Source organism: Novosphingobium sp. BL-52-GroH, from assembly GCF_044813085.1.
Taxonomy (GTDB): domain Bacteria; phylum Pseudomonadota; class Alphaproteobacteria; order Sphingomonadales; family Sphingomonadaceae; genus Novosphingobium.
This window is the reverse complement of record NZ_CP171149.1, coordinates 970732-990524: the sequence shown is the minus strand read 5'-3', so window position 1 is coordinate 990524 and position 19793 is coordinate 970732. Positions and strand designations below refer to the sequence as shown.

General features: G+C 65.4%; 14 protein-coding genes. 12 read left to right on the top strand and 2 right to left on the bottom strand.

Going from position 1 to position 19793, the window contains the following annotated elements:
• The first annotated feature begins 40 nt into the window (after positions 1 to 40).
• Genes ACFFDA_RS04290 through ACFFDA_RS04280 form a run of 3 tightly spaced genes read left to right on the top strand, consistent with a single transcriptional unit; the run spans position 41 to position 5838 of the window.
• Entirely contained in the window at positions 41 to 3244 is a 3204-nt protein-coding gene (locus tag ACFFDA_RS04290; RefSeq protein WP_404476343.1) for an efflux RND transporter permease subunit, read from the top strand.
• Complete coding sequence (locus tag ACFFDA_RS04285) at positions 3237 to 4418, top strand: efflux RND transporter periplasmic adaptor subunit (protein ID WP_404476341.1); 1182 nt, start codon at positions 3237 to 3239, stop codon at positions 4416 to 4418. The genes ACFFDA_RS04290 and ACFFDA_RS04285 overlap by 8 nt, the downstream gene beginning before the upstream one ends.
• Positions 4411 to 5838 carry an efflux transporter outer membrane subunit gene (locus tag ACFFDA_RS04280; RefSeq protein ID WP_404476338.1) on the top strand — a complete coding sequence of 476 codons (1428 nt, stop codon included), beginning with the start codon at positions 4411 to 4413 and terminating at the stop codon, positions 5836 to 5838. The genes ACFFDA_RS04285 and ACFFDA_RS04280 overlap by 8 nt, the downstream gene beginning before the upstream one ends.
• A gap of 36 nt (positions 5839 to 5874) precedes the next feature.
• On the opposite strand, the gene ACFFDA_RS04275 is transcribed toward ACFFDA_RS04280, so the two are convergent.
• Positions 5875 to 6411 carry a hypothetical protein gene (locus ACFFDA_RS04275; protein ID WP_404476336.1) on the bottom strand — a complete coding sequence of 179 codons (537 nt, stop codon included), beginning with the start codon at positions 6409 to 6411 and terminating at the stop codon, positions 5875 to 5877.
• Positions 6412 to 7096: 685 nt separating this feature from the next.
• Here ACFFDA_RS04275 and ACFFDA_RS04270 point away from each other — a divergent pair.
• Entirely contained in the window at positions 7097 to 9469 is a 2373-nt protein-coding gene (locus ACFFDA_RS04270) for a TonB-dependent receptor (RefSeq protein ID WP_404476334.1), read from the top strand.
• Between the two features lie 83 nt (positions 9470 to 9552).
• Here the strand turns inward: ACFFDA_RS04270 and ACFFDA_RS04265 are convergent, their stop codons facing one another.
• Complete coding sequence (locus ACFFDA_RS04265; RefSeq protein WP_404476331.1) at positions 9553 to 10554, bottom strand: GSU2403 family nucleotidyltransferase fold protein; 1002 nt, start codon at positions 10552 to 10554, stop codon at positions 9553 to 9555.
• A 125-nt stretch (positions 10555 to 10679) separates the two neighbouring features.
• Between ACFFDA_RS04265 and ACFFDA_RS04260 the strand changes: the two genes are divergently transcribed.
• The 8 genes from ACFFDA_RS04260 (at position 10680) to ACFFDA_RS04225 (ending at position 18903) form a co-directional block, all read left to right on the top strand.
• Positions 10680 to 11792, top strand: coding sequence for an S-(hydroxymethyl)glutathione dehydrogenase/class III alcohol dehydrogenase (locus ACFFDA_RS04260; protein WP_404476329.1), 1113 nt, complete (start codon positions 10680 to 10682; stop codon positions 11790 to 11792).
• Positions 11793 to 11876: 84 nt separating this feature from the next.
• Entirely contained in the window at positions 11877 to 12710 is an 834-nt protein-coding gene (gene fghA, locus ACFFDA_RS04255; protein ID WP_404476328.1) for an S-formylglutathione hydrolase, read from the top strand.
• Positions 12711 to 12788: 78 nt separating this feature from the next.
• The gene (locus ACFFDA_RS04250) at positions 12789 to 13136 is read left to right on the top strand and encodes a hypothetical protein (RefSeq protein WP_404476327.1); all 348 of its coding nucleotides are present in this window, start codon (positions 12789 to 12791) and stop codon (positions 13134 to 13136) included.
• Positions 13137 to 13344: 208 nt separating this feature from the next.
• Entirely contained in the window at positions 13345 to 15048 is a 1704-nt protein-coding gene (locus ACFFDA_RS04245; RefSeq protein ID WP_404476325.1) for a ShlB/FhaC/HecB family hemolysin secretion/activation protein, read from the top strand.
• 56 nt (positions 15049 to 15104) lie between these two features.
• Positions 15105 to 15665, top strand: coding sequence for a 2OG-Fe(II) oxygenase (locus ACFFDA_RS04240; RefSeq protein ID WP_404476322.1), 561 nt, complete (start codon positions 15105 to 15107; stop codon positions 15663 to 15665).
• 28 nt (positions 15666 to 15693) lie between these two features.
• The gene (locus ACFFDA_RS04235) at positions 15694 to 16215 is read left to right on the top strand and encodes a prepilin peptidase (protein WP_404476320.1); all 522 of its coding nucleotides are present in this window, start codon (positions 15694 to 15696) and stop codon (positions 16213 to 16215) included.
• A gap of 398 nt (positions 16216 to 16613) precedes the next feature.
• On the top strand, positions 16614 to 17768 hold the full coding sequence (locus ACFFDA_RS04230) for an autotransporter domain-containing protein (protein ID WP_404476319.1): 1155 nt from the start codon (positions 16614 to 16616) through the stop codon (positions 17766 to 17768).
• Between the two features lie 202 nt (positions 17769 to 17970).
• The gene (locus tag ACFFDA_RS04225) at positions 17971 to 18903 is read left to right on the top strand and encodes a ParB/RepB/Spo0J family partition protein (protein WP_404476316.1); all 933 of its coding nucleotides are present in this window, start codon (positions 17971 to 17973) and stop codon (positions 18901 to 18903) included.
• The last annotated feature ends 890 nt before the right edge of the window (positions 18904 to 19793 follow it).

Here is a 19793-nt window from a genome sequence, read left to right as displayed (position 1 = left end):
GCGCGGGCAGGTCCGTCTCGTTCGGCGAACGGAGAAGTCGATGATCGGTATCGTCAAAGTCGCCCTCAACCGCCCGCTGACGTTCATCGTCATGGCCATCCTGATCGGTGTGGGTGGCATCCTTGCGGCGTTCCGGACCCCCGTGGACATCTTCCCGGAGATCAAGGTTCCGGTCATCGCGGTCGCCTGGCAATATGCCGGTCTGCCGCCGCAGGATATGACGGACCGCATGGTCACGCCCTTCGAACGCGTGCTGACGACGACCGTGAACGATATCGAGCATATCGAAAGCCAGTCGTACCAGGGCTTCGGCATCGTCAAGATCTACTTCCAGCCCAGCGTCGACATCCGTACCGCCACCGCGCAGGTAACCTCGATCTCGCAGACGATCCTGCGGCAGCTCCCTCCCGGCGCCTCGCCGCCGCTCATCATAAACTACTCCGCTTCGACCGTGCCGATCCTGCAGCTGGCGATGTCCGGCAAGGGATTGTCCGAAAAGCAGCTCTTCGACCTCGGCCAGAACCAGATCCGGCCCAAGCTCGTCACCGTCCCGGGCCTCGCCATGCCTTACCCCTCGGGCGGCAAGCAGCGGCAGGTTCAGATCGACCTGAATCCACAGGCATTGCAGGCGAGGGGGCTCTCGGCGCAGGACGTGGGCAATGCGATCGCGGCGCAGAACCAGATCAATCCGGCCGGCTTCGTGAAGATCGGTGCCACGCAGTACAGCGTGCGACTGAACAACTCGCCCGCTTCCATCGAGGCGCTCAACGAACTGCCGGTCAAGGTCGTCAACGGCGCTACGATCTACATGCGCGATGTCGCCTACGTACGCGACGGCAACGCCCAGCAGCAAAACGTCGTCCACGTCGACGGAGGGCGCTCGGTGTTGCTGACCGTCTTCAAGAACGGCGCCGCGTCCACGCTGGCCGTCGTCAACGGGGTGAAGGACGCGCTTCCGGGCATCCAGGAAACACTGCCGGAATCGCTCAAGATCCTCAGGGTGGGCGACCAGTCGCTGTTCGTTAAGGCGGCTGTCAGCGGCGTCATCCACGAAGGCGCGATTGCCGCGGCGCTGACCTCGCTGATGATCCTGCTGTTCCTCGGTTCCTGGCGTTCGACGGTCATCATCGCGCTGTCGATCCCTCTGGCGGTGCTCGCGGCCATCGCTGCGCTGGCACTGTTCGGGCAGACGCTCAACGTCATGACGCTGGGCGGCCTCGCGCTCGCAGTCGGCATCCTGGTCGACGACGCGACGGTGACGATAGAGAACATCAACTGGCACCTCGAGCAAGGCAAGGGCGTGGTCGAATCGATCCTCGACGGCGCCGCCCAGATTGTGACGCCGGCCTTCGTGTCGCTGCTGTGCATCTGCATCGTCTTCGTGCCGATGTTCTTCCTGCCCGGTGTCGCCGGCTATCTCTTCGTGCCCATGGCGCTGTCGGTGGTCTTCGCGATGATCGCCTCGTTCATCCTGTCGCGCACCCTGGTGCCGACCATGGCGATGTACCTGTTGCGGCCGCATCAGCCGCATGGCGAGAACGGCCACAATGCCGGCACGCCCGCCTCGCGCAACCCGCTCGTCCGCTTCCAGCGGGGCTTCGAGACGCGGTTCGAGAAGCTGCGCGCAGGCTACATCGGCATGCTCCGGCGCGCGCTCGATGCACGGCGTGGCTTCATGATCGGCTTCATGGCCGTGGTCGTGGTGTCGTTCGGGCTGCTGCCGTTCCTGGGAAGCAACTTCTTCCCTTCGGTCGATTCCGGACAGATCGCGATGCATGTGCGCATGCCTTCGGGCACGCGCATCGAAAGTTCGGCAGCGGGCTTCGAGAAGATCACCGCGGCGGTGCACGAGATCATCCCTGCCGAACAGCTCGAGACGATCACCGACAACATCGGCCTGCCGGTCAGCGCGATCAACACGATCTACAACAACAGCGGGACCATCGGCCCGCAGGACGGCGACGTGCTGATCTCCCTCAAGGAAGGCCACGAGCCCACGGAAGCCTACGTCGCCGCGCTGCGCGAGCAGTTGCCGCGGCGTTTCCCCGGGGTGACCTTCGCCTTCCTCCCGGCCGACATCACCAGCCAGATCCTGAACTTCGGCTCCCCTTCTCCGATCGACGTGCAGATCGCGGGCCGGGACGTCGTCGCCTCGCGCGTCTACGCCCACAAGCTCATGGCGAAGCTGGCGAAGATCCCGGGCCTTGCCGACTTGCGCCTACAGCAGCCTGCCCATGCCCCGCAGCTCGACGTGGAAGTCGACCGCTCGCGTATCGGCCAGTACGGCCTGAGCGAAAAGGACGTGACGACCAGCCTCGCCAGTTCGCTGGCCGGCACTGCGCAGACTGCGCCGGTGTTCTTCGTGAACCCCGACAACGGCGTGTCCTACCCGGTCGTGGCGCAGGCGCCCGAATACCAGGTCGGATCGATGAACGCGCTGTCGGACATTCCCGTCTCGGGTGCGGCGGGCATCCCGACCCAGCCGCTGGGCGCGCTGGCTTCGCTGACGCGATCGAGCACGACGCCGGTTTCCTCGCACTACAACATCCAGCCGGTGATAGACGTCTATGCGACCACCCAGGGGCGTGATCTCGGAGGAGTCGCGGCGGACGTCCAGAAGGCGATCCAGTCGCTCGAGAAGGAGCAGCCCAAGGGCGCGAGCGTGACGATCCGCGGCCAGTACCAGACCATGACGACAGCTTTCTCGGGCCTCGGGTTCGGTCTGCTGGGTGCGATCTTCCTGATCTACCTGCTGATCGTCGTGAACTTCCAGAGCTGGGTCGATCCCTTCGTCATCATCACCGCACTGCCTGCTGCACTCGCCGGCATCGTGTGGATGCTGTTCGCCACGGGCACCACCCTGTCGGTGCCCGCGCTGACCGGCGCGATCATGTGCATGGGCGTGGCGACGGCGAACTCGATCCTCGTCGTCAACTTCGCGCGCGAACAGTTGGCCGAGAGCGGGGATGCGATCCATGCCGCGATCCAGGCCGGGCTCGTCCGCTTCCGCCCGGTGCTGATGACCGCGCTGGCCATGATTATCGGCATGGCGCCGATGGCCTTCGGGCTGGGCGAGGGCGGCGAGCAGAACGCACCGCTCGGCCGTGCGGTGATCGGCGGCCTCATCTGCGCGACCATCGCCACCTTGTTCTTCGTCCCCGTCGTGTTCAGCTTCGTCCATCGCCGCCGCACCCGCGGTGCCGAGCAGACCTCTCCTGTGGAAATGCAGCCCAGCCATGCTTGAACCTGAAATCACCCAGAACACCGGCCCCGACGGCCGTACCCTCAAGCGGGTCGGCATCGGCGCCGCCGTCGTCGCCGTGGCCCTTGTCGGGTTCGGCATCGCTTCCCGGATCAATGCCACCAGCGACCTCGAGCAAGTCGCGGCGAAGGCCTCGGTGCCGACCGTGACGGTCGTGTCCCCGACCAGTGGCGAGGGCGGGGAAGGGCTGGTGCTTCCCGGCTCCATCCAGGCCTATAACAGCGCGGCGATCAACGCGCGGACCAACGGCTATGTGCGCCGCTGGCTCGCCGACATCGGCGACCGCGTGCAGGCCGGGCAGACGCTCGCGATCCTCGATGCGCCGGAAATCGACCAGCAGCTCGCGCAGGCACGGGCGGACTACCAGACCGCGCTCGCCAACCAGCGGCTTGCCGCGACGACGTCGCGCCGCTGGCAGTCGATGCTTGCGCAGGATGCCGTCTCGCAGCAGGAAGCGGACGAGAAGGCCGGCGATCTCGCTGCCAAGACCGCGCTTGCCAATGCCTCGCTCGCCAGTGTGCGCGAGCTCAATGCCAAGCAGGGCTTCACCCGGCTGGCGGCGCCGTTCAGCGGTGTCGTGACCAGCCGGTCGGCGCAGATCGGCGCTCTCGTCGTCGCCGGCAACGCGGCTACGCAGCCCCTGTTCACGGTGTCCGACGTGCACCGCATGCGGATCTACGTGCGGGTGCCGCAGGTCTATTCCTCGCAAGTGCGGCCCGGCATGCAGGCGACCCTGAGCCTGCCCGAGTTTCCCGGCCGCAGCTTCACCGCCTCCCTGACGCGCAGCGCCAACTCGGTCGACGCGCAGTCCGGCGCGATGCTGGTCGAACTCCAGGCCGACAATGGCGAGGGCGCGCTCAAGCCCGGCGCCTATGCCCACGTCAAATTCCCGATCGACGGTGCAGGGACGGGCCTGCGCCTGCCCGGAAGTGCGATCCTTTCCGCCGAGGACGGGCCGAGCGTTGCGGTGGTCGGTGGCGATGGCCGCGTGACGCTGCGTCGCGTCACCATCGCCCGCGACGAGGGCAAGAGCGTGCTCGTCTCGGTCGGCGTCAAGCCCGGTGACAAGGTGATCGACTCCCCGCCGGATTCGATCGCGACCGGCGATCGGGTACAGATCGCCGCGCCCGAAAAGGGAGCCAAGCCCAATGGCTAGGCACATCGCCGCGTTGTCGGCGGCGGCGGCGGCCTTGTCGCTCGCTGCCTGTTCGATGGCCCCCGACTACAAGCCGCCGCAGACGGCGGCCCCGGCGCAGTTCAAGGAAGTGGCCGGCTGGACCGGGGCGACCCCGCGCGACGATGAGGCCCGCGGTGCGTGGTGGTCGGCTTTCGACGATCCGGTGCTGGCCGACCTCGAGCAGCGCGCCGCCGCCGCCAGCCCGACGCTTGCCGCGGCGCTGGCCCGCTACGATGCGGCCCGTGCGGCGGCCCGGGTTAACGAGGCTGATCTCTATCCCGAAGTGGGCGTGAGCGGCGACGTCTCGCGCGAGCGTCTCTCCCGCGGCCGGCCGCTGAGCACCGGCACTGCCCGCAAGTACGACGATTATGTCGTCGGTGGCTCGATCGCCTATGAACTCGACCTGTGGGGACGCATCCGCAATCAGGTCAAGGCATCGCAGGCCGAGGCCCAGGCCAGCAGGGCCGACCTCGCCTCGGCGCAGCTCAGCCTGCAGGCCTCGGTGGCCGATGCCTATTTCCGCCTGCGTGGCTTCGATGCGCAGGCGCAATTGCTCGACAGGTCCGTCGATGCGTTCGCGCGGGCCTACGACCTCACGGCCAAGCGGCGCAGCGGCGGCATCGCCTCCGGCATCGACGTCAACCGCGCGCGGACGGTGCTCGGCAATGCCCGCGCGCAAGTCGCCACCGTCGCCAACCAGCGCGCGGCGACCGAGCACGAGATCGCCGCACTGGTCGGCGAACTGGCGACCGACTTCTCGTTGCCCGCCGACGTCAGGCCGCTCGATCCGCCGGCGGTGCCGGCCTCGACACCGTCCGAACTGCTGCAGCGCCGGCCCGACATCGCCGCGGCCGAGCGCCGTGTCTTCGCCGCCAACGCGGGCATCGGGGTGGCGCGTGCGGCGTTCTTCCCCTCGCTCACGCTGGGCGCGACGGGGGGGTGGGAGACCACCGGCGGCAGCTTGTTGACCACGCCCAACACGTTCTGGGCCCTGGGCCCGCTCACCAGCCTGCTGACGATCTTCGACGGCGGCCGGCGCGCCGCGCAAGTGAAGATCTCACGCGCGCAGTACGAGGAAGTCGCGGCCGACTATCGCGGTACGGTGCTGGGAGCGTTCCGCCAGGTCGAGGATTCGATCGCGGCGATCCATCACCTGTCCGACGCTTCGGTGGCGCAGAAGGAAGCGGCCGATGCCGCGCAGCGCACAAGCGAGATCGCGATGTCGCGCTACCGCGACGGCGCTTCGGGCTATCTCGACGTGGTGACGGCACAGACCGACGCGCTTGAAGCGCAGCGCGCCTATCTTTCGGTACAGACCCAGCGGATGCAAGCGAGCGTGGAACTCGTGCGGGCGCTTGGCGGAGGTTTGCCGACGGTCCCGGTGGCGCGCACGCGGTAGGGCTGTTGTTGCCCGTGGCAGGGAGGACTTAGCCGGTCAATTCAGGCGCAATTCGCCCTGCCGTCGGTCAGTCGCTACCGGCAGGAGAGGGGAGGGCGACGATCGCCCCATCAGGCAGCGCGCCCGGCCCACCAGCGCATAGACGACATGGCGGCCTGCCCCGCGATTTTGGTGGTCTACCCGGAATCCTTGATAATGGCGGCGGATGAGGCCCGCATGGACAAGCTCGGACACCGCGCGGCTCAGGTTCGTCTTGCCCGACTTGCGGATGCGTTCGTGTACTTCTGCGGCGATCGCCGCTTCCACCGCCTGCGGTTCCGCCGGTGCCTCGCTCGAGACGAGCACTTCGGCACGGACCTTTTCCGCCAGCATGAGCCGCTTGGGATCGCGCGCGCCCATCGGCGCCAGCGCATCGCACAGCCAGTCGCGCAGCAACGTGGCGCGCCCGTTCCGCATCACGAAAGGCCCGGCGCTCCCGTCCGGACGGGCGATCTCGGCGATCAGGCTGAGTACCATGAAGGCATAGCGCGGGCGCGTGCTGGTGTGGGCGACCCGGTCGAGAAGCTCCGCCATGTCGCTGGCCTGGCCGCTGGGCGGGATAGGGGGCGTGTCGTGGAACATAGCGAGAGAAAATAGAGCACATAAACGGAATCGTGAGAATCCCCCTTCCGGGCGGCCTTTCGCTTTGTCAGCAATGACACTTAACCGGCGGCAAAGTGTCATGGGTGAGACTCTGCCGCGAAGGTGGTGGCGCCTATCGAGCCCGTTGATGGGGAGGGACCTCGTCTGGCCGGCCAAACGGAGCGATTCGAGATCCTTTGTCTTGTAGCCAATATTGGTAAAACCAATCGGGATCATTTTTTGCCTCGTGCGACTGACGCTGTCGGGAGCGCAAAAACCCCTGATTTCCGGGCCCCGGCAAAGTGTCACGGGTGCCATGTCCGTTGGGCAATGAAATCCGAAAGGCCGACAAATCGCCACGGCGAAGGCAGCGTGTACCATTGATCGCCATAGGGATGTTGGCGCGTGCCGCTTCATTCCCCGCGTCCCCGCCCGTATGGTCCGCCGGTCGATTGCAAGGCTGACGATCGTCGCAATTGGCCGGACAGGTGTGGGACACAAGGCCCCGTTCGCATCGTTTCGGCCGGCCGGCGAGGAAAATCTTCGGTCGCGGCGCTACCGAGGATGCCGGCTCCGAGCCGGTTCGCGGCAGTGTTTCAACCGGAGCGGTAAGACCAATGAATAGGGAAGAGATGTTATGAGGCTATTTTCGTCCGTTTTGCTGTGCTCGGCCAGCCTGGCCGGTCTTTCGGCGCCCGCGCTGGCGCAAGGCACGGCACCCGCTGCGGAAGAGGAAGCCGCCGTCGGCAACGTCATCATCGTCCAGGCCCGCCGCCGCGACGAGGCGGTGCAGGACGTGCCCGCCGTAATCGACACCGTGACCGCGGACGACGTCGCCAAGCTCAACTTGCGGGACTTCAAGGAAGTCTCGACCGTCGTTCCCGGTCTGCAGTTGACCACGGAGGCCAACGGCACCGGCGGTAACGCACGCCTGCGCGGCGTCAACTTCGACATCACCGCCAGCGGCAGCAACCCGACGGTCGAATTCTACTTCAACGATGCGCCGATCACGGCGGGTGCCATCCTCCAGCAGATGTATGACATCGGCCAGATCGAAGTGCAGCGGGGGCCGCAGGGCACTCTGCGCGGCCGCGCGGCGCCGTCGGGTTCGATCACGATCGGTGCCAAGAAGCCCAATCTCTACGAGATCGGCGGCTTCGCCGACATGACCGCCAACGACATTGGCACGCTCAACTTCAAGGGCGGCCTCAACCTGCCCGTGATCGAGGGCGTGGCTGCAATCCGCGTCGCCGGCGTCTGGGACGAGAACGAGGGCGACCGCGTGCGTCCGATCACTGCCGGCCGCGATCCCTTCTCGCGCACCAAGAGCGGCCGCGTGTCTGCGCTGGTCCAGCCGACCGACTGGCTGAAGCTGGAAGGTCTCTACCAGTACATGGACCGCCGGGCCTTCACGTACGACCAGGTCGCCTCGTTCAGCGAAGGCAATCCGGATGCCGCCGCAAGCCCTGTCACCATCGACACGTCCGACCGTCGCTCGATCCAGGAATCGGCGCGTGAGATCCACCAGGTCTACGAAATCTTCAACTGGCGTGCCGAAGCATCGGCGATGGGCCAGGTGTTGATCTATCAGGGCCAGCACAATACCCAGAAGATCAGCGCGCCCGAGAACCAGGACTTCGGCAACTTCTTCCCGGGCGACGTCAACCAGTTCACGTATTCGCACCCGAGCTGGTGGTCGCACGAAATCCGCCTGCAGAACGATGCGAGGATCGCCGACATCTTCGACTATGTGGTCGGATACTTCGACTACAAGACCAGCCAGCCGACCGAACTCACGCGCCCCACGATCATCGGCTTCCCGACGAGCGCGAACACCGGCCAGATCGCCACGGTCGTACAGACGGCGGTGGATCGCGTCGGCAGCAGCCGCGAGAAATCCATGTTCGGCAACCTCACGGCCCATCTCGGCGACAGCACCGAAGTCTCGGGCGGCGTGCGGCACATTTCCTACAAGTCGGTGAATGCGCTCTACGTCAACGGTGCGCTGACCGATACGCAGGGACAGGATGCCAAGAAGTGGATCTATTCGGCATCGGTGAAGCACAACTTCACGCCCGATTTCATGGTCTATGCCAGCACCGGCAGTTCGTGGCGGCCCGGCATCAACGTCGTCGGTGACTTCAGCCAGAACCAGTCGGCACTGGAGAGCAGCTTCATCAACCTGCCGGCGGAAACCTCGAAGTCCTACGAGATCGGTCTCAAGAGCACGCTGCTGGGGGGCAAGCTTCGCGCCAACCTCACCGGCTATCACCAGAAGTTCAAGAACTATCCGTACCGCACCGGCGGCCGCGGCGTATACTTCGTGGACTACACCAATCTGGCCAACCCGGTCGTCTCGCAGTTCAATTTCGTCGGTGCCGTGCCGGTCGAGGTGAACGGCATCGAGGGTGACGTTTCCTTCGACGTGATGCAGGGCTGGAGCGTCAGCGCGGTCGCCAGCTACTCGATGGGCAAGATCAAGAACGGCATCATTCCGTGCAACGATCTCAACGGCGACGGCATCCCCGACGCCACCACCAATGCGCCGACGCTCGCCCAGCTTCAGGCGGCGACAGGGACCGACAACCTGGCCGCCTGCGCCGTCTCGCAACGTTCGGGTTTCCAGTCGCCGTTCAGCGCCACGCTGACCAGCGAATACAGGTTCGCACTGAGCGACCATACCGATGCCTATGTGCGCGGCCTGTTCAACTTCGCGGGAACTTCGCGCGTCGATCCGAACAACATCTACGACAACATCGGCTCCTACGGTCTGGTCAACCTCTACACCGGCATTCGCGATCCCAAGGGCGCGTGGGAAGTCTCGCTTTTCGCCAAGAACCTGTTCGACACGACCAAGACGCTGACCCGCAGCGATCCGCTGTTCACGTCGTACCGCAACGCCGCCGCCGGCTTCGCGGCGACGACCTACACCAGCACCTACACTGCCGTCACGAGTTCGGCTCCGCGCGAGTTCGGCATCAACGTGCGCTACGCATTCGGCTCGCGCTGAATGCGAAAGTGACCGGGGGGCGCCGCCGCCGGTCACGGCGCCTGGAACGTGCGGCGGGATCGCCCGGGCCTGGCTTTGCCGGGCTACCAGTCGGTCGCGGCCGGGCTTGCAGCCTGGTCGCGCCACTCCTCGAAATGAGGGAGCAGTTCGCCCGGCATCTGGTGCGCGAATGCATCGTCGAGCGGATAGTGGGGCATGGCCTGCGCCACGGCGTCGAGCAGCGCCATGCCCTGCAGCCGGTCCTTGGGCCGCTTGAGCGGATTGCGCTTGGCCTGCGCCGCCATCCACAACTTGTGAAGCGCGAACCAGCGCGGGTCCGGCGCGACGATGCGCGCGGGCGACCCGTCGCGGCAGCCGATGACGTGGTCCACCGCCCGGCCCAGCAGCAGCCATTCCTGCTCGGGTAGCGGCACCGGGCGCGGCTGGTCGCGACCGCCCAGCGTTGCCGCGCGCGAGGGAGCGACCAGCAGCTCGACCTCGTAGGCCCGTGCGTTGCGCGCCTGGAAATCACGCTCGGCGTTGATCGTGAACGTGGCGTCGACCGCCTTGAGCATGTCCCACACGTGGCGCCCGTCGTCGTCGGCTTCCTGTGCGATCCAGGCAAGATCGAAGTCCTCGGTTTCGTCCGGCAGGTCGATCCGCCCGTTCGCCTCGGCCATGTAGGCGGCGATGGCATTGGTGCCGATCACCAGCAGGTGCGAGCCCAGCAGCGCGCGCCGGTCGCATTCGCGCAGGATCGGCCCTGCGTCCGCCGAGAGCAACGGCAGGCGCAGCGCGCGATAGAGCGCGGCGCTCTCGGCCAGTGCCGGGCGCAGGCCCCTGATCCGTTCCTTCAGTGCTTCCTTGTCCGCGCGGTAGGTTAAGAGCTGGAGTTCCAGTTCCGGCGTCATCGGGCCGAGACTGCGACCGTTGCCGCCCCGGTCGAAGATGCGGTAGAGGTACTCGTGCCCATTCACGGCCTTGCGCCGCAAGTCGTAGGGCAGGGCTGCCAGCTCGCGTTCGGCGTCTATCCAGACTTCGTAGCGCTGGCGCAAGTTGACGAGCAGCCGGGATTGTTCGTCGCTGAAGGGCCGGATGCGGGTCATGGCCCCTTATCCCACATTCATCGATAATCGTAAATATGTGGGATAAACCCCGTTTTTGTCGACAACCCCATTAACGCCGCGCAGCCTTGCCGTTAGAACGACCGGCGTAGACAGGAGACATCCGCATGAAGACCCGCGCCGCCGTTGCCTTCGAAGCCAAGAAGCCGCTCGAGATCGTCGAAGTCGACCTCGAAGGGCCGAAGGCAGGTGAAGTCCTGGTCGAGATCATGGCTACCGGCATCTGCCACACCGACGCCTACACGCTCGACGGCCTCGACAGCGAAGGTCTGTTCCCCTCCATCCTCGGCCACGAAGGTGCGGGCATCGTGCGCGAGGTCGGGCCCGGCGTCACCAGCGTGGCGCCCGACGACCACGTCATTCCGCTCTACACGCCGGAATGCCGCCAGTGTAAGTCGTGCCTTTCGGGCAAGACCAACTTGTGCACCGCGATCCGCGCGACGCAAGGCCAGGGTCTGATGCCCGACGGCACCAGCCGCTTCAGCTACAAGGGCAAGCAGATCTTCCATTACATGGGCTGCTCGACCTTCTCGAACTTCATCGTCCTGCCCGAGATCGCCGTCGCGAAGATCCGCAGCGACGCACCGTTCCAGACTTCGTGCTACGTGGGCTGCGGCGTCACCACGGGCGTGGGCGCGGTGGTGAACACCGCAAAGGTCCAGGTAGGCGACAACGTCGTTGTCTTCGGGCTGGGCGGGATTGGCCTCAACGTCATCCAGGGCGCGAAGCTGGCGGGTGCCGGCCTGATCGTCGGCGTCGACCTCAACCCCGACCGCGAGGAGTGGGGCCGCCGCTTCGGCATGAATGCCTTCATCGACGCCAAGGGCAAGAGCCGGGAGGAGGTGATCGCCGAAATCCTCGCCCTGACCGACGGCGGCGCCGACTACACCTTCGACTGCACCGGCAACACCGAAGTGATGCGTACGGCGCTCGAAGCCTGCCACCGCGGCTGGGGCACTTCGATCGTGATCGGCGTGGCCGAGGCGGGCAAGGAAATCTCCACCCGGCCGTTCCAGCTCGTCACAGGACGCAACTGGCGCGGTACGGCCTTTGGCGGCGCCAAGGGCCGCACCGACGTGCCCAAGATCGTCGATTGGTACATGAACGGCAAGATCCAGATCGATCCGATGATTACCCACGTCCTCACGCTGGAGGAGATCAACAAGGGCTTCGACCTGATGCACTCGGGCGAATCGATCCGCTCGGTCGTAGTGTTCTGACCTGACCTGACCTGACCTCTCCCGTTCGTGTCGAGCCAAGTCGAGACACGGCCCCAGGATGTGTCTCGACCGAACGGAGCCAGTATGGAAATTGTAAGCACCAACCACAGCCACGGTGGCACCCAAGGCGTCTATCGCCACCACAGTGCCGAAACGGGGACGGAGATGACCTTCTCCGTCTTCGTGCCGCCTCACCGACCGGGCGCGAAGCTGCCGGTGCTGTGGTATCTTTCGGGCCTGACCTGCACGCACGCGAACGTCACGGAAAAGGGCGAGTTTCGCCAGGCCTGTGCGCAGCATGGCGTGATCCTGATCGCGCCGGACACTTCCCCGCGCGGCGACGACGTACCGGACGACGAAGCCTTCGACTTCGGCAAGGGCGCGGGCTTCTACGTCGATGCGACGCAGGCTCCCTGGGCGCAGCATTTCCGCATGCGCTCCTACATCGAGACCGAACTGCCGGCGCTGATCGCGGCACAGTTCCCCGCCGACATGGCGCGGCAGGGGATCACCGGACACTCGATGGGCGGGCATGGAGCGCTCACGATCGCCTTGCGCAATCCGGACCGTTTCCGTTCGGCCAGCGCGTTCTCGCCGATCGTCTCGCCGTTGAACTGCGCCTGGGGTGAAAAGGCGCTGACCGGTTACATCGGCGCTGACCGTTCGACCTGGCGCGAATACGACGCTTGCGCGCTGATCGACGACGGCGCGCGCCTGCCCGACCTACTGGTCGACCAAGGTACGGCGGATGGTTTCCTCGAAAGCCAGCTCAAGACTTCGCTGCTGGTCGATGCCTGCACGCGGGCAGGCCAGCCGGCGACGATCCGCATGCAGGAGGGCTACGACCACTCCTACTACTTCATCTCCACTTTCATGCCCGAGCACATCGCCTGGCATGCCGAGCGGCTCGGGGACTGACCCGGACTATGGATTGCGCCGCAGCCCTCGCTGCTGGCTACGCGCTATTACGCCTTCAATGCCGGTGATGGCGAAGCGATGCTCGCCTGTCTGTCCGAGGACGTCGTTCGCGCCGTCAACCTGGGCGGTTGGCAGGAGGGCAGGATCGTTGGGCATATGGACCGCTGCTATGGCAAGCGCTTCGGCCAAGTCGTGCTGATGCGCAACGCCGACGGCACGGGCCTTGCCGCGACGTTCATGGTGCATGGCGAATATCTCGCCACCGCCGCCGGGATCACCCGCTCTCCGTCCACTATAACCTCCCCGACTGGATCGCGCAGGTTTTCCGCGACCTGGATCGGCGCAGGATCGCAGCCGATCCGAGTGGATCGCAGGTCGCTACGGCCCGGAAATGCGGTTTCCCTGGCAGTAGCGAAACGGCCGTAAACCGTCGCATTCCCGGTTGAAACCCTGTCCTTTGCGCGGGAAAGGACCCCCCGTCCCGCGCTCTGAACTGTCCTTTGCGGTCGCCCAGACCCGATAGGGTCGGAGCGGCTGCAATTGCGCGTGATCCCCCGCAGCGCATCCGTAGTCTGGATGAAGGAGGCATTCCGCCGCCGTTGATGGATGAGGGTCGGGCAGTCAGCCGCGCATCATGAGGGCAATTTCGGACAACAGCGATCGGACAACGGCAGGGCGCCGGGCGTTGCGTGGCGCCCTGCTGGGCATGGGCGCGCTGATGGCGCTGACCGGCACCGGCGCGCTGGCGCAAGGCAGCCCGCCTGCTGTCAGCCAGTCACCGACGATCGACCGCGACCGCCTCGATCGCGCGGACCCTGCGATCCCGCGCGCAGGGGCGCCTGTACGATTGCCGTCCGCACCGGCGAACGTCGAAGCAGCGGCCCCGGTCCAGGTGGCACTGACGCAAGTGCGCTATGAAGGTGCGACGCTGGCTAGCGAAGTGCTTGACGAAGCGACCCACCCCTTCCTCGGCTCCCCACTCGACCGCGATACTCTCCAGAAGCTCGCGAATGCGGTCAGCGGCGCCTACGCGAAAAGCGACATCGCCTTCTACGCGGTGAGCATTCCGGCCCAGTCAGGCGCGGGCGGCGTCCTTGTCGTGCGTGTAGTCGAAGGTCGGATCGTCGAGTACAAGCTGGCGAGCGAAACCAGCAGCACGCCCAAGCGGCTCATCGACGCGCACGTCCGGCGCCTGATGCGCGAGACGCCCACCCACAAGTCGACGATCGAGCGCACGCTTTCGCTGCTGCGCGACATTCCTGGCCAGACGGTGCAGGCGAACTTGCGCGCCACCACGCGGCCAGGCGAACTGGTGCTCGATCTCGACGTGAAGCGCAAGCAGGTCGAAGTGGCGGTCAACCTCAACAACCGCGGCGTCGTCAACGTCACCTCGGGCGCCCAGGCGCAAGTGGCGGTCTCCTTCAATGGGCTGCTGCGCGAAGGCGACACCACGCGGCTGTCCGGCTACGTGCCCCTCGAGCCGAGCCGCTATCAGTTCTACACGGCCAGTCATGCGACGCCGATCGGTTCGAGCGGGACAACGATCGGCGTGAGCGGTGCTTATGTGCGCACCCGGACGCGCGACCTCGGCATTCGTGGCGAGGCCAGGCAGGCGGGCATCGTGCTCGCCCATCCGCTCATTCGTTCGTACAAGCGCAACCTGACGCTGACCGTCTCGCTCGACGGCACCAACAGCAGCAACTACTATCTGGACACGGCCTTCGGAGGTTTCCGAACCCGGGCGTTGCGACTTGGCGCCAGTTGGTCGTCGATCGGCAAGAGCAGCGGCTATGGCCTTTCGGTGAGCTTCAGCCAGGGCTTCGACGGCCTGGGCGCGCGTGAGATCGAGGGCTATTCCAAGGCCGCTTACCGCAAGGCCAACCTGCAACTGACCGCAGTAAAGGAAGTAAGTCCTGCCATCGCCGCGAAAGCGACCATACGCGGGCAATACAGCGGCGACCGCCTGCCTACGACCGAACGCTTCGTATTGGGCGGCGACGGCGCAGGCCTCGCCTTTCGCGACGGTTTCCTCACGGCCGACAAGGCAGTCGCCGGCGGCGCCGAGCTTTCGTGGCGGGTTGCGGGTGGCAAGGCGACGGACCGCCGGGGCTTGACGGTCTTCGCCTATGCCGACGGTGCGCTTGCCGGCTCTCTTGCTCGACCGGCCTATGGCTTGTCGGACCGGAACTATTCCCTAGCCTCGGCAGGGGGTGGCGTGCGAATTACGCCACTGAAGGGATGGATTGCCACTGCACAAATTGCAGTTCCTGTCAAGAAACCATTCCCAAATATCAACGAGAAGACTCGCTTTTTCTTCAGCGTCTCTCGGGCGCTCTGATCGCTCGATTTTGCGTGTACGCAAAATCCACTCCGGGCGAAAAACAGGAAGCTACCATGCAGAACATTTGGGAAGTTTGGCCGGACGCTCTTACGGGCGCAGAGTGCGATGCGATCGTCGCGCGCGCAGAACACTACGCACCTGCCGAGGCTACGATAGGGTTTTCCGATACGCTGCGAAGCGACGCCGGCTATCGGACCTCGACTATCCGCTGGTTCGATGTCTCGCGCGAGAAGGACATCGTTGCGCGCGTGATGGATTTCGTGCGCTGCTCCAACCGAACCAACTTCGGTGTTGACGTCGATGCGCCATTCGAGGTGCAGTTCACCGAATACCGCGCGACCAATAAGGGTCACTACGATTGGCATCAGGATGTATGGCTGGAATCGCCTCGTCCTTATGCCCGCAAACTATCGGTAGTAGTCCAGCTGTCCGCTCCGGATGAGTACAAAGGGGGCGAGTTCGAGTTCTTCGGGATACAGAACCCAGGGCCAAATTTTGCCGGGCGGGGAAGCATGCTCATTTTTCCATCATTTCTCCAGCACCGGGTATTGCCCGTTACCGAGGGCTTGCGGCGCAGCTTGGTGACGTGGATCGAAGGCCCGAACTGGCGCTGAGGCTTCGGCCGACGCAGTCGCGGTAGCTATGCAGACCTTTATCACTTCCGGGCCTGCGGTGCCTTGGCTTGCTGCATTTGCAGCTTTCGGATTGCTGCTGCTTTCGGGCGCTGCCATTCACGCCGACCTGGGTCGCCGATGCATTCCCAATTCCTTGTGTGGCGCAATCGCCGTTCTGGCACTGGTCTATGCAGTGGGCGAGGGCGGGTGGTCGGGATTGCCCAATTTCGCTTGGCGCCTTGTAGCCGTGGCGGTTTTTGCGCTTCCCTTGGCTCTCCTCTTTGTCGTGCGCGCGATGGGAGGGGGCGACATCAAGCTCCTTGCCGCCCTCATGCTATGGGTTCCGGCCACCGACATGCCCGTCATGTTCGCGGTTACCGTCGCGAGCGGGGCCCTGATCGCCATCGTTCTCAAGCTGCTGAGCCGGGTATTCTGCTTCGTTCGAGCAGACACGGTGCCCTACGGCCCGGCGATCCTGGCAGGAGCCTTGTGCGTATTGCTTCCCCGCTTCGATGGCCTCGCCACAGCGGTCTGCATGCCGCTCGCCTGAACGGAACGGCCTTCGTCTTCGGCGCATGCACCAATGGCAAGGTCGTCTCGCCCAAGGCATCTGCAACCACATCGGGCGCAAACTGCAATCGGGACGAAAAGCGGCGGCGGATGGGCCGAAGTCGATGCGGGTGAAGGGCCTCGTCGCCTCAAAACACGCGAAAATCGGGGAAATGGAACAGCAATTCCGCGCAAACCACTGCGAGCGGAAGTCCATGAGGAAACCTTCGAAACGATGCCAGTTCGACTGGTCAGGAAGGCTTCGCCTCGTCACCCTTTAGGGAATTCGGAGGCGGCACAAGGCCTCTAGTTGAATCAGTGGAGGAAGTGAACTTGCGGCAGACCCTGTCCGTTTCGGCAGTCCGGCTTTCGGTCGGTATCTTGGCATCTCTTTCTGCCTTGAGCGCCCCGTCCGCATTTGCGCAAACGTATGGACCCGATGCGACCACGCCCGGCCAGGCTGCGGTTGCCGGCGCGCTCGATACGATCGCAAGCCCGACCACGGGCCCTTATGCGACGATGCTGGCTGCGATCGACGCGCTTCCTGTTACCTCTCGCGGCGATGCGCTGGGCCAGCTTAGCCCACGCAACTACCGGTTGATGCCAAGGCTCTCGATCCAGTCGATGGACGCGACGGATCGCGAGATCCGCGGCTACCTGCAGCAGCGCCGTGAAATGGCACTCGATGCTTCCGCGTCCGTGCCGGTCAGTGGCGATCAGACCATCTCGGTCATGGGCAGCTATGACCTGAGGCAGGGCAAGTACAAGAAGCGGGTCGATCGGCCGGCTGCCAATTCCGACAGCCGCTCGGTCCGCGTCGGCTTCGACATTGCGCCGATCCCTGGCCTGATCGTTGGCGCGTCGATCGGAATCGACGGTATCGATTCCGCGCTCGATCGCACCCAGCGGCCGCGCAGCACTTTGTTCAACGCCGGCGTCACGCCGTACGCCAGCTATACCAAGGGCAGCTTCTATGTAGACGCTACGGCCGGCTACACGCGCAGCTGGTATCAATTGCGCCGGCAAGTGTCCTACGCCGGTTTCAACGACCGGCTCCAGGCCGGAGCGGACGGCGATAACGCCGCCGCGTCGGTAGAGGCTGGCGGCATCCTGCAGCTCGGCGTCCTTCGGGCGCAACCTTTCGTCGGGCTGAACTACCGCTATGCCGACTTGGGCGGGATAGTCGAGAGCGGCGGCGCGGCATCGCTGGCCGTCGCCAAATTCAAGAGCCAGTCGGTGCGCAGCAGTCTGGGTGGGAGGGTTTCCGCAACCATGCGCAAGGGTGACTGGACGCTGCGCCCGAGCGTGGAAGCGCAATGGCAGCGCGAACTGCGCTCGCGCCCCGAAAGCCGCATCGAGGCGATCTTCCTCAATGGCGGGACGCCGATCTTCACGCTGCCGTCCTGGCGCTATGATCGGGATACCGCGATCGTCGGTGCCGGGCTTACGGCGGTGCATGGCGAGCGAACGGCAGTTCGTTTCTCGTACTCGGGCGAATTTGCCAACGATAGGCACGTGCATGGCGTCGCCGTCACGGCAAGCCGGCGATTCTGATCCATCCCGGAGGGAACAGGCGCGCGATAGAGCCGATCCGAACATAGTCGGCACGGCGCTCCGATTCAGCTTCCGCTATGCATTTGCGTAGGGACCATGAAAACAGGGGGCGCGTTCAATGGGTGGCTTTGTACGGGATATTCTCACCACGCTTTCCTACGAACCCGATCCGGCGGAAGCCTCACGGGTCGAAGGGGCGGAGTTGTCCCGGCTCGATCAGCGGCTCGCTGGTTTCGTCCAAGGCAACGGGCGCCGCACGGCGATATCGATCCGGCCGGGTGATTGCTCGGTCTGGGATGGCAACCCGCGCGACGTGCCCGGCCTGTCGGCGGATAGCTGCCGCTCACTGATCGAATCGATCGCGCAGGAGGACGGCAATCGCATTCCCGTCCTGGTGCGCAACAACCCTCCGGGCTCGGAGCTTCCTTACGAACTGCTCGTCGGCAGCCGGCGTCGTTTTGCGGTCAATTGGTTGAATCACAACGGCCGGCCCGAGATTCGCCTCAACGCGATGGTCGTGGAACTGAGCGACGAGGAAGCCTTCCGCCTCGCGGATATCGAGAATCGCGAACGGCAGGACATTACCGAACTGGACCGCGCGCGCAGCTATCAGAGTGCGGTCGACCGCTTCTACGGCGGGGTGCAATCGCGCATGGCCGAAGCGCTCAACTTGTCCAATAGCCAACTCAGCCGACTGCTTTCGCTGGCACAGATGCCGGACGAGGTGGTCGACGCTTTCGCTACGCGCGAAGAATTGCGCGTACGCCATTCCGAAGTGCTGACGCCTTTGCTGCGCCGTCCCGAGCAGCGCGATCGGCTACTCGCCGCCGCGCGCGTGATCGGCCAGGAACAGCAGCGCCTGGCCGCTGCCGGTGATCGCATGACGCCCGCAGCAACCGTTCTCACGCGCCTCAAGCAGGCTGCGATTGAGGGTGGCGGGTCACGTTCGCAGGACATGCAGGTCTTGGTGGGTGACGATCGGGTCGGCCGTATCAAGCTATCGCGCGACGGTTTGGCTGTCGAACTCGCAATTGCCGAGGATGCGGATCTCGACGTCATACTCACAGCGCTTCGGGTGGCCATTGTGGACGGACGTGCGCGGTTTGCCACCGACGCCGATTCGGCACTCGACTGACGATCGCACAGCGCTGCGCCGTCAATGGGCGCGACCCGGCGATAAATCACTTTCAATTCGGCTCCATCGTCCGGCCCGCCTGCAAGCTCCACCTTGCTCGCGGGCCGTATGCGTTTTCGCCCGTGGCGCCATTGTCGTGGCCCGGTTGCGTGGAACTTGCGTTCGGGATCGCCGATTTTCCGGCTGATTTCCTTACTTTCCTGAAACGCGCGTCGGGGCTTCATGCGGCTGTGGAGCTGTCCGGCCGCAGCGGCTTCTTCTGGAAGCGATCTCCTCCCGGACTGTGCCTAACCATCTGCGGACTGGGCATTTCATGGAGGACAACACAATGCCGCGTAAGACACCGCGCCGCACGACGAGGCACATCCTGCTTTGTGCGACGGCCATACCCCTTCTTCTTCTTGGCGCTTGCGCCGATGGCGTCGGTTTCCGCGTCGGAGCCGGCGGCGGCGGCACGCCGTCGGGTCCAAGCGGTCCTTCCGGCCCGAGTGGACCGTCAGGTCCGAGCGGTCCCACTGGCCCGACTGATCCATCGGGTCCGAGCGGTCCGTCGGGTCCTTCCGGCCCATCCGGTCCGAGCGATCCTTCCGGACCGACTGGTCCAACCGGCCCCGGCGGTCCGACCGGCCCTGGTGGTCCGACTGGCCCGGGTGGTCCGACTGGCCCTGGCGGTCCGACTGGCCCTGGCGGTCCGACTGGCCCTGGCGGTCCGACCGGCCCTGGTGGTCCGACCGGCCCTGGCGGTCCGACTGGCCCTGGCGGTCCGACTGGCCCTGGCGGTCCGACTGGCCCTGGCGGTCCGACTGGCCCTGGCGGTCCGACTGGCCCTGGCGGTCCGACCGGCCCTGGCGGTCCGACCGGCCCTGGCGGTCCGACTGGCCCGGGTGGTC

Coding starts and splice junctions, on each gene's coding strand:
- ACFFDA_RS04275 (WP_404476336.1), bottom strand. CDS start 6,411: ATGGCGGAGCTTCTCGACCGGGTCGCCCACACCAGCACGCGCCCGCGC.
- ACFFDA_RS04270 (WP_404476334.1), top strand. CDS start 7,097: ATGAGGCTATTTTCGTCCGTTTTGCTGTGCTCGGCCAGCCTGGCCGGT.
- ACFFDA_RS04265 (WP_404476331.1), bottom strand. CDS start 10,554: ATGACCCGCATCCGGCCCTTCAGCGACGAACAATCCCGGCTGCTCGTC.
- ACFFDA_RS04245 (WP_404476325.1), top strand. CDS start 13,345: ATGAGGGCAATTTCGGACAACAGCGATCGGACAACGGCAGGGCGCCGG.
- ACFFDA_RS04260 (WP_404476329.1), top strand. CDS start 10,680: ATGAAGACCCGCGCCGCCGTTGCCTTCGAAGCCAAGAAGCCGCTCGAG.
- fghA (WP_404476328.1), top strand. CDS start 11,877: ATGGAAATTGTAAGCACCAACCACAGCCACGGTGGCACCCAAGGCGTC.
- ACFFDA_RS04285 (WP_404476341.1), top strand. CDS start 3,237: ATGCTTGAACCTGAAATCACCCAGAACACCGGCCCCGACGGCCGTACC.
- ACFFDA_RS04290 (WP_404476343.1), top strand. CDS start 41: ATGATCGGTATCGTCAAAGTCGCCCTCAACCGCCCGCTGACGTTCATC.
- ACFFDA_RS04280 (WP_404476338.1), top strand. CDS start 4,411: ATGGCTAGGCACATCGCCGCGTTGTCGGCGGCGGCGGCGGCCTTGTCG.
- ACFFDA_RS04240 (WP_404476322.1), top strand. CDS start 15,105: ATGCAGAACATTTGGGAAGTTTGGCCGGACGCTCTTACGGGCGCAGAG.
- ACFFDA_RS04250 (WP_404476327.1), top strand. CDS start 12,789: ATGCTCGCCTGTCTGTCCGAGGACGTCGTTCGCGCCGTCAACCTGGGC.
- ACFFDA_RS04235 (WP_404476320.1), top strand. CDS start 15,694: ATGCAGACCTTTATCACTTCCGGGCCTGCGGTGCCTTGGCTTGCTGCA.